Origin of the sequence: Actinomyces massiliensis 4401292 (assembly GCF_000269805.1) — a bacterium.
GTDB classification, from domain to species: domain Bacteria; phylum Actinomycetota; class Actinomycetes; order Actinomycetales; family Actinomycetaceae; genus Actinomyces; species Actinomyces massiliensis.
This window is the reverse complement of record NZ_JH711483.1, coordinates 439,808-455,396: the sequence shown is the minus strand read 5'-3', so window position 1 is coordinate 455,396 and position 15,589 is coordinate 439,808. Positions and strand designations below refer to the sequence as shown.

General features: G+C 68.1%; 13 protein-coding genes and 1 tRNA gene. 2 read left to right on the top strand and 12 right to left on the bottom strand.

Going from position 1 to position 15,589, the window contains the following annotated elements; translation table 11 throughout:
* Nucleotides 1–112: 112 nt before the first annotated feature.
* The 10 genes from W5W_RS0113630 to argS form a co-directional block, all read right to left on the bottom strand.
* Nucleotides 113–1,009, bottom strand: coding sequence for a hypothetical protein (locus W5W_RS0113630; protein ID WP_029574340.1), 897 nt, complete (start codon nucleotides 1,007–1,009; stop codon nucleotides 113–115).
* A 346-nt stretch (nucleotides 1,010–1,355) separates the two neighbouring features.
* Nucleotides 1,356–3,530, bottom strand: a complete 2,175-nt coding sequence (gene rho / locus W5W_RS0113625) for a transcription termination factor Rho (protein WP_017195799.1) — start codon at nucleotides 3,528–3,530, stop codon at nucleotides 1,356–1,358.
* Nucleotides 3,531–3,769: 239 nt separating this feature from the next.
* Complete coding sequence (locus W5W_RS15110) at nucleotides 3,770–4,579, bottom strand: CE1759 family FMN reductase (RefSeq protein WP_017195798.1); 810 nt, start codon at nucleotides 4,577–4,579, stop codon at nucleotides 3,770–3,772.
* A gap of 1 nt (nucleotide 4,580) precedes the next feature.
* Nucleotides 4,581–5,729: a CE1758 family FMN-dependent luciferase-like monooxygenase gene (locus W5W_RS0113615; protein WP_017195797.1), complete on the bottom strand. Its 1,149-nt coding sequence runs from the start codon at nucleotides 5,727–5,729 to the stop codon at nucleotides 4,581–4,583.
* Between the two features lie 230 nt (nucleotides 5,730–5,959).
* Nucleotides 5,960–6,631: a DUF6891 domain-containing protein gene (locus W5W_RS0113610; protein WP_017195796.1), complete on the bottom strand. Its 672-nt coding sequence runs from the start codon at nucleotides 6,629–6,631 to the stop codon at nucleotides 5,960–5,962.
* A gap of 79 nt (nucleotides 6,632–6,710) precedes the next feature.
* On the bottom strand, nucleotides 6,711–7,622 hold the full coding sequence (gene thrB, locus W5W_RS0113605) for a homoserine kinase (protein WP_029574339.1): 912 nt from the start codon (nucleotides 7,620–7,622) through the stop codon (nucleotides 6,711–6,713).
* Nucleotides 7,623–7,624: 2 nt separating this feature from the next.
* Nucleotides 7,625–8,962 carry a homoserine dehydrogenase gene (locus tag W5W_RS0113600; protein ID WP_008734124.1) on the bottom strand — a complete coding sequence of 446 codons (1,338 nt, stop codon included), beginning with the start codon at nucleotides 8,960–8,962 and terminating at the stop codon, nucleotides 7,625–7,627.
* Nucleotides 8,963–9,152: 190 nt separating this feature from the next.
* A complete protein-coding gene (locus W5W_RS16265) occupies nucleotides 9,153–9,293 on the bottom strand; it encodes a hypothetical protein (RefSeq protein ID WP_154650358.1) in 141 nt (46 codons plus the stop codon).
* Between the two features lie 145 nt (nucleotides 9,294–9,438).
* Nucleotides 9,439–10,857: a diaminopimelate decarboxylase gene (gene lysA, locus W5W_RS0113595; protein WP_017195794.1), complete on the bottom strand. Its 1,419-nt coding sequence runs from the start codon at nucleotides 10,855–10,857 to the stop codon at nucleotides 9,439–9,441.
* 128 nt (nucleotides 10,858–10,985) lie between these two features.
* Entirely contained in the window at nucleotides 10,986–12,671 is a 1,686-nt protein-coding gene (argS, locus tag W5W_RS0113590) for an arginine--tRNA ligase (protein ID WP_029574337.1), read from the bottom strand.
* A 309-nt stretch (nucleotides 12,672–12,980) separates the two neighbouring features.
* Here argS and W5W_RS0113585 point away from each other — a divergent pair.
* A tRNA-Arg gene (locus tag W5W_RS0113585) sits at nucleotides 12,981–13,053 on the top strand.
* 871 nt (nucleotides 13,054–13,924) lie between these two features.
* On the opposite strand, the gene W5W_RS0113580 is transcribed toward W5W_RS0113585, so the two are convergent.
* Together W5W_RS0113580 and W5W_RS0113575 are read right to left on the bottom strand one after the other, a co-directional pair.
* Nucleotides 13,925–14,161: an addiction module protein gene (locus W5W_RS0113580; RefSeq protein WP_008734157.1), complete on the bottom strand. Its 237-nt coding sequence runs from the start codon at nucleotides 14,159–14,161 to the stop codon at nucleotides 13,925–13,927.
* Between the two features lie 114 nt (nucleotides 14,162–14,275).
* A complete protein-coding gene (locus W5W_RS0113575; protein WP_017195792.1) occupies nucleotides 14,276–15,016 on the bottom strand; it encodes a hypothetical protein in 741 nt (246 codons plus the stop codon).
* A 327-nt stretch (nucleotides 15,017–15,343) separates the two neighbouring features.
* Here W5W_RS0113575 and W5W_RS16385 point away from each other — a divergent pair, with 327 nt between their 5' ends.
* Nucleotides 15,344–15,490: a hypothetical protein gene (locus tag W5W_RS16385; protein WP_008734140.1), complete on the top strand. Its 147-nt coding sequence runs from the start codon at nucleotides 15,344–15,346 to the stop codon at nucleotides 15,488–15,490.
* The last annotated feature ends 99 nt before the right edge of the window (nucleotides 15,491–15,589 follow it).

Here is a 15,589-nt window from a genome sequence, read left to right as displayed (position 1 = left end):
ATCCAAGAAGCGTGGCGCCGTCATTCCGATCGGAATGACGGCGCCAGCGTCGAAGACAATGCTGCGGATGCAGCTATCGACTTATTGACTCGACAATCGAGCCAGACTCGGCTCAGGCCTCACGACGTGCGCGACGCAGCGCAACACCCGCACCCGTCAGAGACAGGGCGGCGAGCACGCCCAGGCCGGCGGCGGGACCGGTCTTGGCCAGCGCGGGGTCAGAGGCCTTGGCGCCGGCCGTTGCGGTGACCTCAGCGGGGGCCTCGGGGCCGCCGGCTGCGCACTGCGTCATGACCTCGGCCGAGCCCTCGAAGTCCCAGTTGACGTACTGAACGGGGTTCTCACCGGCGTTCAGGACAAAGTCGTAGCCCCAGGCCTCGGTGCCGACGTTCGCGCCCATCGTGTAGGTGGCGGTCACGACCTCGCCGGCGCCGCCGTTGACATCCACAGTGCCGACCTGCACACCGTCATCCCATACGGCGATGTTGTAGGCACCCGCGGTGTTGACCTGAACCTCGAAGGTCAGGACGCAGCCGTTGCGGTGGATCGAGATGATCGAGGCCTCATCGGTGTACTGCGTGTTGTCCGCAGTCATGCCCTCGTCGCCCTCGATGGGGGCGGAGCTGGCGGTGGGAGCCTGGCCGGACTCGGAGCCATCGACCCGGGGAGCGGAGGAAGCCGCCTGGCTGGGAGTCGCCTGCGGGGCATTGCCCGGTGCCTCGGGGGTCGCCTTGGGAGACTCGGTGGCGCCGGGCGCGTTCTGACCGGCATCCCTGGGAGCATCACTCGGGGACACGCTCGGGCTGTCCTGCTTGCCGGACGCCGTGGGGGTCGATGTCGGCGTGGGGGATGCGGGTGACGTGGGGGACGCGGTGGCGGTGGGGGTCGAGTCGCCGCTGTCGTTGCTGGTGCTGCCGTTGCTGTCGGTCGCCGCAGCCACCGGGGAGACGAGCAGACCGGCGGTCAGCACAATGCCGAGCAGACCAGTGGTGATGTGAGATCGCTTCATGGGAGGTCCTTCGGACGGGGAGGGGGTAACGATTTGGACTCTACACCCTATTCTTCTGGAGGAGCCAACCGCCGTATCGCCCACGATGACGTGTGATCAGGTCCTCACCAATCAGCACCCATCAGCATCCATCGGCATCCGTCTGCGCCTGCCCGAGCTATAGCGCCTGATGCGCGGCGGCCCCGCCGCCCACCCCACGGGCCTCGCGCGGGACTGAGGCGCATATCGGAAGCGCGAGGAGGATACGGGGATGCAGGGACGCTGAGGTAGCGGGGATGCGCAGGAGACGGCGAGGCGCTGCACGACCGGTCGTGCAGCGCCTCGCGCGGGGTGTGGTATTCGTCGCCTACTCGTCGTCGCCGGAATCGGCCAGGGAGGTGCCGGCCGGCGTGGTCTTGGCGATCCCCATGAGGAACTCGGCGTTGGACTGGGTGTCCTTGAGCTTGGAGAGCACCAGCTCGAGCGCCTGCTGCTGCTCCAGGCCCGTGAACAAGCGGCGCAGACGCCACATGATCTTGAGCTGAGCGGGGTCGATGAGAAGCTCCTCACGGCGAGTCGAGGAGGCGGCGACGTCGACCGCCGGGAAGATGCGCTTCTCCGCCAGCTGGCGAGACAGGCGCAGCTCCATATTGCCGGTCCCCTTGAACTCCTCGAAGATCACCTCGTCCATCTTCGAGCCGGTCTCCACCAGGGCGGTGGCCAGAATCGTAAGGGATCCGCCGTTCTCGATATTGCGTGCGGCCCCGAAGAAGCGCTTGGGCGGATAGAGGGCGGAGGCGTCCACACCGCCGGACAGGATGCGGCCGCTCGCCGGGGCCGCCAGGTTGTAGGCACGGCCCAGGCGGGTGATGGAGTCGAGCAGCACCACGACGTCCTGCCCGAGCTCGACCAGCCGCTTGGCGCGCTCTATGGAGAGCTCGGCGACAGTCGTGTGGTCTGAGGCGGGGCGGTCGAAGGTCGAGGCGATGACCTCCCCCTTGACGGTGCGCTGCATGTCGGTGACCTCCTCGGGTCGCTCGTCGACGAGCACGACCATGAGGTGGGCCTCGGGATTGTTGACGGAGATCGCGTTGGCGATCTGCTGGAGGACGATCGTCTTACCGGCCTTGGGCGGGGAGACGATGAGCCCGCGCTGCCCCTTGCCGATGGGGGCGACCAGGTCGATCACCCGCGGCGTCATGGCCTTGGGCGTGGTCTCCAGACGGAGCTGCTCCTGGGGGTAGAGAGGGGTGAGCTTGGAGAACTCCGGACGCCGCTTGGCGCGCTCGGGATCCATCCCGTTGATGGTCTCGACGCTGACCAGCGGGTTGTACTTCTGACGGGCAGAGCGATTCTGGCGGCGGTTGTTGCGCCCCTGGCCGCCGGGGTGGGAGGTCTCGCCGCCCTCGCGGACCCAGCCCGTGATGGCGTCACCCGGACGCAGGCCGTTGTCCTTGATCTGATGGGCAGAGACGTAGACGTCCTTGGGGCCGGGAAGATAGCCGGAGGTGCGCAGGTAGGCGTGCTGATGGTCGGAGACGTCGAGGATGCCCGCAACGGGCAGAAGCACCTCCTCCTCGCGCGACTGCTGGCCGCGCCCCTGGTTGCCCTCATTGTTCTGGGAGCCGTCACGGTCGCGATCACGACGCTTGCGGCCGCGCCGGCGCCGCCCTCCACGGCCCTCCTCCTCCCAGTCGGCCTCGTTGTTGCGTCCGCCGCCGTCGCGACGCTTGCGCTCACTGGGCTCGACGGCAGCGGTGCCGGTGGCGTCAGCAAGGTCGCGCATGAGGGCGGCCTTCGCATCGAGGTGGCCCTCTGGCGAGTCTGAGGACTCACGCGCAGCATGCTGATCGACGCGCTCAGGGGCGCCTGCAGCGGCCTGAACGCGACGACGCCCGCGGCGCGACGACTCCGACGAGCCCTGCTCGGGGGCGCGCTGCGCATCCCGCCCCCTGGATCGCTTGGAATCACGGCCATCACCGGAGGATGAACCGTCGCCGCCCTCCTCCGAGCCGGTCGGCAGATCAAGGACGGCGGCTTCTATCTGCGGAGTCTGCGGAGTCTGCAGAGCCTGCGGAGTGCCGGTCGCCGTCGTCGCGCGGCGACGCCGGGAACGGGATCGGGCCTCGCGAGCCTCGGTCGCCCCGTCCCCCTGCTCGTCGCTCCGCTCGGCTCGGGCGGGCTGCGCCTCAGCGCTCATGACCTGATCCCCCTCATCACCCTCATCCTTGCGGGACTGCTTACCGGCCGGCTCCTTCGCCGGAGGCGTCTCGGCGTTGTCAGCGTTGTCAGCGTTAGCGGTGTTATCAGCGTTACCGGCATTGTCAGGGCTGCCGGGGCTGCCGGCATCGGAAGCGCTGCGGCGCGAAGCACGGGCAGGAGGAGCATCGGGTTCAGCTACTCCGCCGTCACGAATGGCGGCGATGAGCTCGCTCTTGCGCATGCGGGAGATGCCCTTGAGCCCCATGGTCCCGGCGAGCGTCTGGAGCTCGGCCAGGCGCATAGTCGAAAGCGAGGGCTGGGCGCTGGAGGTCTCGGTCACGAGTGTCCTAACGGTGTGGTTGCGCTCCACGAAGGGAAACGTTCAACTGGGGGACTCCCCCCGGAACATTCACGGGGCGGGTCATGCACTGCCGGTATCTGATGAGGCTGAAGCCTCATGTCCGGGTCTTATGCGATCTACAGTGCGGTGCAATCCGCATGGCAGACGGGGCGAGCATAGCAGCACATAAGCGCAAACGCATGCATCCGCACCCGTCATGCCATATAGCGCATGCCACTTTATTCGGAAGAGGCCCCTCCCAGCAGGGCGCTCATCGGCGTGAAATCGGCCAGGGGATCCACCGGGGCACTGCGCGGGAAGCGCTCGATAAAAGCGGCGAGCTCTCGGCCGGCCTGAGCAATGCGCTCTCCCAGAGAGGCCTCCGGAAGATCGGTCGAAGCCTTCGAAGGATCTGCAAGATCGGTTTTCCAGGCCGCCCCGAAATCCTCACTGGCGGCGAAGACGGCGGTGGTGGTCGGCAGGGCCTTCATATAAACGGCCAGCGGTCGCAGCGCCGTTTCGGTGACCAGGCTGTGACGCGCCGTGCCCGCGGTGGCCCCCAGAAGAACAGGAGCCCCGTTGAGGGTCCCCTTGGGAAGAACATCCATGGCCGATTTGAACAGGCCCGAATAGGAGGCCTGGAACACCGGGCTCACCAGGACGACGCCATCGGCGGCGGACAGGGCATCGACGACCCGCTGGAGTTCGTCCGACAAGGGGCCGCCCACGCCGGCGCGCGCGATGTCGCCCGCCAGGGGGCGCAGCCCGATGATCTCGACGTTGGTGAGCCTGGAGTCCGCTTCCAGCGCCCTGCGGGCGCCCTCGGCCAGGCGCTCGGCGAGCATCTGGGATGTCGAGGGCTGGGAGACCCCGGCATGAACGGCGACGATCCGCGTCAGCCGCCCCATCTGGCTGTTGGCGTAGGAGTCATAGGTTTCGGATCCGGCCAGGGACTGCGTGCCCCCGGCGGGAACGACGGGCGCGGTCATCATCATCTCACTCTTCTCGCTCTTCTCGCCCTTCTCATTCTTCTCATCGGCGGCAGTCATGTCAGATCCTCACCTTCCGGCCCGTGAGCGGGTCGAATTCGTTGGTCATGGAGAAGGGCTCCTCCGCCGGGGGCTCGGAGCCCTCCAGCAGGGCCCGGTGGCGCGGGTGGAGCGGGGCGTCGGGAACCCCGGCGGGCTTGGAGGGCTCCAGCTCGGCGCGCAGGGCGGGGACGATCTCGGTGCCGAGGTACTCGATCTGACGCATGACCTCCGCATGCGGAACGCCTCCCATGTCCACATTGAAGGCCTGGCGCTGGTAGTCGCCGATGGCGTCGCGGTAGGTCAGGTACTTCTCCACGATCTGCTCGGGGGTCCCCACGGCCAGCGGCGTGTGCGCGGTCATCTCCTCCAGGGAGGCCCCCTGATAGACGTAGGAGTTGCGGAAGTAGGGCGCGTACCTCGAGATGGCCTCCGCCTCAGTCCCGGCCGCGAAGATCTGGCCGCCGAGGCCCACGATCGCCTGCTCGGGAGCGCCGTGGCCGTAGTGGGCGAAGCGCTCGCGGTAGAGGTCGATCATCTTCTTGACGTGGTCGATGGGCCAGAAGATGTTGTTGTGCAGGAATCCGTCGCCGTAGTAGGCGGCCTGCTCGGCGATCTGGGGCGAGCGGATGGAGGCGTGCCACACGAAGGGCGGGACGCCGTCGAGCGGGCGGGGCATCGAGGTGAAGTCCTGCAGCGGCGTGCGGAACTCCCCCTGCCAGTCCACGCCGGTCTCGCGCCACAGGCGGCGCAACAGGTCGTAATTCTCCACCGCCAGGGAGATCCCCTTGCGGATGTCCTTGCCGAACCAGGGGTAGACCGGGCCAGTGTTGCCGCGCCCCATCATGAGGTCCACCCGCCCGTCGGCCAGGTGCTGGAGGTAGGCGTACTCCTCGGCGAGGCGGACCGGGTCGTTGGTGGTGATCAGGGTGGTGGCGGTGGTCAGGAGGATCCGCTCGGTGCGGGCGGCGATGTTCGCCAGGAGGGTCGTGGGCGCGGAAGGGACGAAGGGCGGGTTGTGATGCTCACCGGTGGCGAAGAAGTCGAGGCCGACCTGGTCGGCCAGCTCCGCCATCTTGACGGTGTTCTTGATCCGCTGGTGCTCGCTGGGGGCCTTACCGGTGGCGGGGTCGCTGGTGATGTCTCCGACGGTGAAGATTCCGAACTGCATGGGAGGTCCTTTCTCTCGCTCTCACCGGAGAGAAACTCGACCCTCAAGTTATTTAGTTCTCAACTACTCGAGATGAGACGCAGCTCATCTCATCTCTTTGATCTGCTCCCGGGCGTCAGAGCCGGCCCGAGCCGGAACAGGCCCGCAACAGGCGCACGCTCCCACGTCTCGACATGTCTCAGCATGCCTCGCACACCTCGGTATGCCTCAGCATCTCGATCTCAGCACACTCAGGGGATCGGTCGGTAGAACTCCGCACCGCGCAGAAGGATGCGAGTATTCAGGTCCTCGTTCCAGTCCACCTCAAGCCCGTACTCGCGCAGCGTGGGGACGACGACGAGCCGCACGAGATCGCGGGTCCGCTCCTCGCAGTACGCGCTCCTGGCGTCCTCGCTCATGGCGTCATACTCCATGCGCGTCTTGTAGTGGCTCCAGAACATCCCGTACGACAAGTAGGTCTCGCCGGTCTCGACGAGCTCCTCGGCGTCCTGCAGGTGGAAGAAGACGAATCCGGCCCAATGGGGACCATCGGACACACCCCGGATCTCATCGAAACCGCAGGTGTTGCAGCAGGAGAAGACCTGCTCGGCGATGACCCCGCGCTCGCGCAGGGTGGCGAAAGCGCTGTCGAGGTTGGTCACGACCTCTCCGAAGGTCTCCTGCTGCCCGCGGCGAACAGCGAGCAGGTGATGGACCGCGGCGCGAACCCCGTCCTCATCGACCGGCGCAGGACCATCCGAGAACTGGTCGGCAATATCAAAAGCCAGGGTCGCCTCATCGGCATGACCAAGGACGATCTGCTTCCAGATCGCCGATCGGACATCCTCCTCGACCGAGGGAGGAACGAGACCGGCGGGCAGATGCGTCCCCTGAGGCTGACTATTGAAATCGCGTGCGCTCATGGCCTCACCGTAAGAACCCTCTTCCGGCCTGGCCACGGGGAGCGTTCACCATCCGCTCAGAGGAATCGGTTCAGTCGGTTCAGGAGGCCGCTGAGGTCAGTACCGCTCCGCGGGTGTCGATTCCGGGGCGCAGGACCGTCCAGCCGTGCCGCTCGAGGGTGAAGCGGGTCTGCTGCGCGACGTCAGCAAGCACCAGCACCGTGGGACCGGCGCCGGAGATCACCGCGGGATAGCCCTGCCCGCGCAGGGAATCCATGACCGCCATCGACGAGGGCAGCACGCTGCGGCGGTACTCCTGATGGAGACGGTCCTCGGTACCGGTCAGAAGCAGGTCGGGGCGGCCCGCCAGGGCGAGCATGAGAACGGCGGCACGCGAGGTGTTGAACAGGGCGTCGGCGCGCGGCACCGAGTCCGGTAGAACCTTGCGCGCCTCCTCGGTGCTCAGACGGGTTGTGGACGGCGGTACGAGAAGGCTGACCGGCAATGTTCCGTCCACCGGCATGGGCGCGGCCCGGGGCGTGCCATCGGCCTCCACCCAGGCCACGGTCGCCCCGCCGAAGACGGCCGGCGCCACATTGTCGGGATGCCCCTCGAAGCCGGTGGCGATGCGGAACACCTCGTCGTCGGGCAGGGCCCGGGGCTCGGAGAGCAGTCCCCGGGCGAGCATGAGACCGGCGACGGCCGCCGATGCGGACGACCCCATTCCCCCGCCGTGCGGAATGCGATTGACGCAGCGCATCTCGAAACCCGCCTGCGGGGCGCCGACGGCGTCGAGGCCAGCGCGCAGAGCACGCACGACGAGGTTGTCGTTCCCGGTCGGGACGCTCCCCTCCCCCACGCCCTCGACGTGCACGCGGGTGGCGCCCGCGACCGGGCGAACCTCGACCTCGTCGTAGTAGCGGAAGGCCATGCCGAAGGAGTCGAAGCCCGGCCCCATGTTGGCGGTGGTGGCCGGCACCCGTACGGCAGCCCGCTCATTCGCCAAGCGCATGCTCACTGCCCCTCGACGCGCCGGACGGAGACGACCTCCATGACCCGGTCCGAGGCCCGCAGGCCCTCGACGGCGGCATCGAGGTGGAAGACGGGGGCGGGGTGGGTGACGAAGGTGACCACGGCCGCCCCATCACTGGTGACATAGGCGCTCTGACGCACCGAGTTGATGGACACCTCGTTGTCGGCGAAGACGCCGGCCATGGCCGCCAGGGATCCCGCGGCATCCTCAACGCGCAACTGGATCTGGTATCGGGTGACGGCCGCCTCCGGCCCCAGGATCGGCAGGCGCGCGTAGGAGGACTCGCGGGGGGCCTGGCCGCCGTTGACCCGATGAGCGGCTGCGGCGACGACATCGGACAGGACCGCCGAGGCGGTCGGCGCGCCGCCGGCGCCCTGACCGTAGAACATGAGGCGCCCGGCGCTCTCGGCCTCCACCAGGACGGCGTTGTAGGCGCCGTGCACGCTCGCCAGCGGGTGATCGGCCGGGACGAGGGCGGGATGGACGCGCACCGAGACGCCGTGGGCGTGCTCGTCCTCCCGGCGCTGGGCGATCGCCAGCAGCTTGAGCTCGCAGCCCGAGGCGTGGGCCTCGCGGATATCATCCGCGGTCACGGAGCGGATTCCCTCGACCTGGACATCGGACAGTCCGACACGGGTGTGGAAGGCGAGGGACGCGATGATCGCGGCCTTGGCGGCAGCGTCCAGGCCGTCGACGTCGGCCGTCGGATCCGCCTCCGCGTAGCCGAGCGCCTGAGCGGTGGCCAGGACCTCATCGAAGGAGAGCCCCTTGGTGCTCATCTCGTCGAGAATGTAGTTGGTGGTGCCGTTGACGATGCCGAGCACGCTGGTGACGCGGTCCCCGGCCATGGACTCGCGCAGGGCGTAGACGACGGGGACGGCGCCGGCGACCGCCGCCTCGTAGTAGAAATCGGTGCCGGCCGCCGCCGCAGCATCGTAGAGCTCGGGTCCGTGAGCGGCGATGAGGGCCTTGTTGCCCGTGATGACGCTCGCCCCGGCCTTGAAGGCGGCCAGAATGAGGGTGCGGGCGGGCTCGATCCCGCCGATGAGCTCGACGACGAGGTCGTTGCCGGTGGCCACTGCGGTGGCGTCGTCGGTCAGGAGCTCGCGGGGGACGGCAGGATCCCGGGGGGCGTCGAGGTTGCGCACGGCGATGCCGGTGATCTCCATGCGGGCCCCGCTGCGCGCGGCGAAGTCGTCGGCCTGCTCCAGCAGGAGGCGCACGACCTGGGTGCCGACCGTGCCGGAACCGAGAACGCCTACCCGCAGCACGGGCGCGGCACCGGGGGGAGGGAAGGTCGGCTGGGGCTGCTCAGTCACGGGGGACCACCTTGCTCGGGAGGGTTGCGCCGAAGGGCGATTGCGTCGCGGTCCAGCATAGGTGGCGGCGCCCGTCCATGGCCCGCGCCTGGCTGCGCGCCCGGCAGATCGATTCCGGACAGCCGTGCTCAGGCCATGGTCATTACCGGTTCAGTACCGGTTCAGTACCAGCCGGCACCGGTCGCCCCGTTCACGACCTCCGGCGACGCGTCATCGCGGCCCAGGCCCGGCGGAGGGCCCCGCGCAGATCTACCGAGTAGGGCAGAGCCAGATCACCGCTGCGATGGACCGGCGGCGGGGGCACTTCGAGGGAGGACACTGCTGCGCTCATGTCACGTAGCGTATGGAGGCCCACCGCCCTCAATGCAGAGCCTCGGGGAGGATTCCGCCCGCCGGCCGTCTCCTACCCGGGGAGTAGGGGAAGTCCCTGATACCCGACGAGCGCAGTACCCCGATCCCGCGAGGCGCCCCACACCTCAACCCTGGAGCGCCAGGAGGTCCTCCAGGGTCTGGGGGCGCACCACCCAGCCGGCGGCGCCGTCCTCCACGGCCACGACACCCGGCTTGGTCAGCATGTTGTAGTTCGAGGCCATGGAGTAGCCGTAGGCGCCGGTAGCGGGCACGGCCAGCAGGTCGCCGCGCCCGAGGTCCTCGGGCAGGTCCACGTCCCACACGACGACATCGCCGGACTCGCAGTGCTTGCCCACCACGCGGCAGCGCACCGCCGGCGCCTGCGAGACGCGGTTGGCCACGGCCGCGGTGTAGGTCGCCCCGTAGAGGGCCGGGCGGATGTTGTCGGCCATGCCGCCGTCGATGGAGACGTAGCGACGGCGGGCGCCGTCGTCCAGAATCGCGTCCTTGATCACGCCGACCCGGTAGAGGGTGATGGTGGTGGGGCCAGCGATGGAGCGCCCGGGCTCCAAGGAGACCCGCGGGACCCTGATGCCCAGGCGGTCGCAAGCCGAGCGCACGGCGCCTGCGATGGCGCGCACCACCTCAATGGGAGCGGTGGGGACCGGGTCAGCTCCCGAGTAGGCGATTCCCGCGCCGCCCCCCAGGTCGATCTCGGGCAGCGGAGCGCCCGTCTTGGCACTCACCCTGGCTGCGAGCTCGCAGATGATGCCGGCGGCCTCCTCGAAGGCGGCAGTGCCCTGGATCTGACTGCCGATGTGGCTGTGCAGGCCCCGCAACTCCAGGTGCTCGCTGGCCTTAATGGCCGCCACGACCTCGTCGAGCTGGCCGTCGAAGGCGCCCACGCCGAACTTCTGGTCCTCGTGCCCGGTGGAGACGTACTCATTGCCACCGGCGTGCACACCGGTCTTGACCCGGATCATGACGCGGGCGGTGGTGCCCAGCCGGGCGGCGATCGACTCGATCTGGGCGACCTCATCCAGGGAGTCGATGAAGATCCGCTCGATGCCCTGGCCGTCTCCGGCGCTCAGGGCGGTCTCGATCTCGGCGTCGAGCTTGTTGTTGCCGTGCAGGCCCACCGCCGACGGCGCGGCACCGGCGCGCAGAGCCAGGGTGAGCTCGCCCAGGGAGGCTGTATCGACCCCCATGCCGGCCTCGGTAACGGTGCGCACGACGTCCGAGCACAGGAAGGCCTTGCCCGCGTAGAAGGCGTCACCGCCGCTCATGCCGTAGCCGTCCCAGAACTCCTCGGCCATGGCGGTGGCCCATACGCGGGCGCGCCCGCGCAGATCGGCGCGATCCATGACGAAGGCGGGGGTGGCGAAATCCGCGGCAATATCGGTCAGGGCCACCCCGCCGACCTCCAGGACCCCGTCATCGCGCCGTCGTGCGGTCCACGGCCACAGGTCGGGACGGTCCGCGGGCTCGGGGCAGACCAGGGTGCCCGGAGCCGACTCTCCAGCGGGAACGGTCGCAGCAGTCATGATTCTCCTTCTGGCTCTGGCTCGGGGGCCGTATCAACCGATCTCGGCGCGGAACCGGACCGATCTCGATGCGGATTACGACCGATCTCGGCGATCTTGCGGATCTCGGCAGGCGGGAGGACGGCCGCTCACATGCGATCCGGAGCGCTCACGCCCAACAGGTCCAGGCCATTGGCCAGCACCTGGCCGACGGCGTCGTTGAGCCACAGGCGGGCCACGTGTCCCGCGTTGACCGCATCATCACCCCGGGGGGTGACACGAGTGGTGCCGTACCAGGCGTGGTAAGCCGCCGCGAGCTGCTCGAGGTAACGGGCCACGCGGTGCTGCTCGCGGAGCTGAGCCGCCTGGGCAACGGTGGCCGGGAAGCGGGCCAGGGTGCCCAGCAGCGCGGAGTCGGCCGGGTCGTCCAGGGCGCCGGGATCGAAGGCGGCCTTCTCGGGGTCCCGGCTCACACCGTGCTCGGCGGCGTTGCGGGCCACATTGCAGGTGCGGGCGTGGGCGTACTGCACGTAGTAGACCGGGTTGTCGTTCGACGTCGAGGCCAGCAGGTTCAGATCGATATCAATGGCGGAGTCCATGGACGAGCGGGCCAGGGCATAGCGGGCGGCGTCCACACCAACGGCATCGACGAGATCCGCGAGCGTCACGATGGTGCCGGCGCGCTTGGACATGCGCACCGGGGCGCCGTCCTTAACGAGGTTGACGAACTGGCCGATGATGATCTGCATGTTGACGCCCGGCTCATCCCCGAAGGCGGAGCACATGGCCATCATGCGGCCGACGTAGCCGTGGTGATCGGCGCCGAACAGGAAGATGCAGCAGTCGGCACCGCGCTCGCGCTTGTCCAGGTAGTAGGCCAGGTCCGCGGCGAAGTAGGCGGCGTTTCCGTCGGACTTGATCAGGACGCGGTCCTTGTCGTCGCCGAACTCGGTGGTGCGCAGCCAGGTGGCGCCATCGCGGTCCTCGATGACGCCGCGCTCGCGCAGGATGTCGATGGAGCGGGCCACGGCGCCGGAGCTGTGCAGGGACTCCTCGTGGAAGAAGACGTCGAAGTCGGAGCGGAAGGCATGGAGCTCGCTCTTGATGGCGTCGAACATGAGATCCACGCCGTGGGCACGGAAGACCTCGGTGGCCTCGTCGTCGGGCAGGCCGATGGGATCGGGACGGCCGGCCGCGAGCTCATCGGCAATCACCTTCTGCGCGATCTCAGTGATGTAAGCACCGCCGTAGCCGTCCTCGGGGATCTCCTGACCGCGAGCGCTGGCCAGCAGGGAACTGGCGAAACGGTCGATCTGGGTGCCGTGATCGTTGAAGTAGTACTCGCGGGTCACGGTGGCGCCGCAGGCGACCAGGATGCGTGCCAGGGAATCGCCGACGGCGGCCCAGCGGGCCCCGCCCAGGTGCACCGGCCCGGTGGGATTGGCCGAGACGTACTCGAGGTTGACATGCTGACCGGCCAGGGCGTCATTGCGGCCGTAGGCCTCCCCCGCCTCGACGATGGTGCGGGCCAGCTCACCGGCGGAGGCGGCACTCAGGCGGAAGTTGAGGAAGCCCGGCCCGGCGATCTCCACGGAATCAACGCCGTCGAGCTCGGCGAGGCGGGGCACGAGGAGCTCGGCCAGCGCGCGCGGATTGGTTCCGGCCTTCTTGGCCAACTGCATGGCGACATTGGTGGCCCAATCGCCGTGATCACGGTTTCTGGGGCGCTCGACTCGGGGAAGCGGCACCTCCTCGACCGGCAGGGCGAGAGAGCCGTCGTCGACGGCAGTGGTCAGAACGGTGTGGATCGCTTCAGCGAGCTCTTCGGGAGTCACGAGCACAGAGTAGCGGAGTGGGACGGACGAGCAGTTCCTTCGGGACGGTGGGGCATGCGAGGCACTGAGCTCAGTGCGCATCAGTGAGCGCTGAGCGAGCGCTCAGTGAGCAAGAGCATATGCGAACCCCTCATGCGTTTCATGCGTCGAGATTGACTTTTTGGGATGAGATCGACGACGCCACCGTCGATCTCATCCCAAAAAGTCAATCTCGACGAAGGTTCATCTCGAGGCATGTCTCATCCGCTCCGCCGGGAGTTCGACTCGGTTTCGGTTTGCGGGCCGCGCACTGGTAGAGTTCCGCTCCGGGCCCCGGTAGCTCAGTGGATAGAGCGTCTGCCTCCGGAGCAGAAGGTCGCAGGTTCGAATCCTGTCCGGGGCACCGAACCAGAGACCCCGCCGCTCCCGGCGGGGGCTGTCTCGACTCCGCGAGGAAGCAGATCGGCGGGCTCGACCCCGAGGAACTCCGCCGTTTCGATGAGGTCCTCCGTGCTCCAGCCCGTCGTGCCCTGAATCTTGCGACTTACCGCCGGCCCCGTGATACCCAGATGATCCGCGAGCCTCCGCCGAGTCGTGTGTAACACGAACAGGGCCGTGCCCCCGACTGACCGACTGACGTGTTCCGCGTAGCCGGTAGGTCGGTGATCGACGCGTGGACCGGCTACACCATCATCGATAGATGTGACGCGAGCATTGAGGGCCTGCTGAGAATCGCGCACAGCGCAGGCCGCCCGATCGACGTCGAGGTCGGAGCCCGCAATCGGTTCCGCATCTGGCCCGACGGCTGCCAGGCCGCCATCCGCGAGCCGGCATCCATGGCCCGCAAGCGGGAGATCGATCAGAAGAGACGCAAGGCGACAAGAAAATCGTGCGTGTCTGCGAGGTTCCAGTGTATCGGTGACTCGTGCCGCTTGCCCAAGCTCTGGTTTCGGCGATGCCGCCATGCTGTTCAGGGTGGAGCCAGTAGCCCGGTTCTCGGCGCTCGTGGACGCAAGCGAGGATCAGGATCGTGTCCGGCTCCACTGTGTAGACGATGCGGTAGGGGTATCCACGAATAGCCTTGCTGCGGATCACGGTGCCATCGGCAGCGATCGTGAATGGCGGTGCGGCGTTCGGCCACTGGTCGAGGTCCTTCCGAGCTTGCCGTGCTTGGTCGATCAGCGCCAGGCCGATCTCTGGTTCCTGCTCTTCGTACCAGCGCACTGCGGCGTCGAACTCGGCGACGGCTTCGGGGTGCTCCCGCTGAGACAGGGTCATGCGGTGAGTGAGGCGCGCAATCGGTCGTAGTGCTCGTCAGCATCCACCAACTCGACCGCACCGGAGCGCACCTCGGCCAGTCGCCGGGTGGCCTCGGCACGCCAGGCTGCATCGGCCTCGCCCGCGTCGCCTGCATCATGGAGGCTTTCGAGCAACGCGTTAGCGACGACCGCGCGCTGGTCAGCGTCGAGCGCGAGGCCGTCTCGGATCAGAGTTGCGGTGTCGGGTGTCATGTCTTCAACTGTACGACGAACGGCCGACAATCACCCTGGACGTCTGTCTGTATCTCGGGTTGCGGGTCTGCTGTGAACGTCATGCCGACGCGACGTGCTGCCGATGCTCGATGCTTATAGGCCGCGTGCCGGCCCGTCGCGTTGGGGGTCGTGGCGGCGGTCGGCTTCGGTCGGCTCGCTGAGTTGCCATTCACGCTCGGCAAGTGCCTGCTGCCGTTGTTCCTGCTCGCGCCGCTCCCGCATCGCGTCACGGTCGCCTCTGGCGGCTTCGACCTGCTGGGCGACGTCGATCACGCGGAGATCGGCCTCGGCGCGGCGGAGCACATCGGCGTGCTCGTCGTCCTTGGCCTTGTGTGTCGCGCGTTGGGCGTCGAACCGGGTGGCGGTCTGCTCCCACCGCTCCGCGAGCTGTTCTGCTCGTTCGACTTCGGTGGCGAGGCGGGCGATTTCGTCGGTGACGAGCTGCACGGGACCATCAACGACCAGGCCACGTACTGCGTCGATGGCTTGGGCGGTGGCGTGGTCGAGGCCACGGTCTGCCGGGTCGCGTTCCATCGCCTCAACGAACTGCGCCCGCGCGTCGTCCATGTTCTCCGCGACGACATGCAGTTGGTTCTGCTGACGGCCTCTGGTCATGCCAACGTAAACGTAGACGCCTGCCACGCTCGTCGCATCGGACAGCATCGTGAGCGAACGGTAGACGGTCGCGTCCTGGACGCCGTAGGCGGTCGCGGCATACGACCAGTGCGCATGCTCGCTCACATACTCGGCAGGGAGCGCGACCGTGCGTAGACGTTTGCCTCCGCTGCCGACTTCGCGGGCGTAGACGGTGCCGTTATCGGTGACGTGCTGCACGATCCACGGTTACCGGTTTGCTACGCCGAGGTCGCCGCTGTTCCTTGGGCGCGGTTCTGCTCGGCCGTCCTCCTTTTCCGATGGGGCTCTATAGGCGGACGGCCTGTCCGGCCACGGACGACATTGCCCGCCGTGCCCCGTCGGGTCTGACGGCCCGCACCACCGCCCGCGACCCAACGCGCCCGTCGCACTCCTCGGACAGCGGCGAGCCGGTGGGCGGATGGTCTGCGTGGCATGCTGGTGGGGCCTTCTTCGGCACCCTCCCCCCCCCGAACACCCAGTGTCCTTGCCGGGGAGGAATAGGGAGTCGGAAAGGAGGTGAGGGCCGTGTCCAAGCCCAAGGGCAGGCACCACGTCAAGGTTCGCAAGGACAAGGAGACGGCCCGGAAGGTGAGCGCCATGTTGATCAGCATCGCTCGCCTGGTCCGGGCCGTTAGTGTCCTTGCGGATGCCCTCGGCAGGTGGTTCGACTGAGCCGCCTGTCAAGGGGAGCCATCCGGATTACAGCCGGGTGGCTCCCCACCAGTATGCCCCGCCCGGGCCGCCGGCGTCCACACCCGGTGCGCCATCACT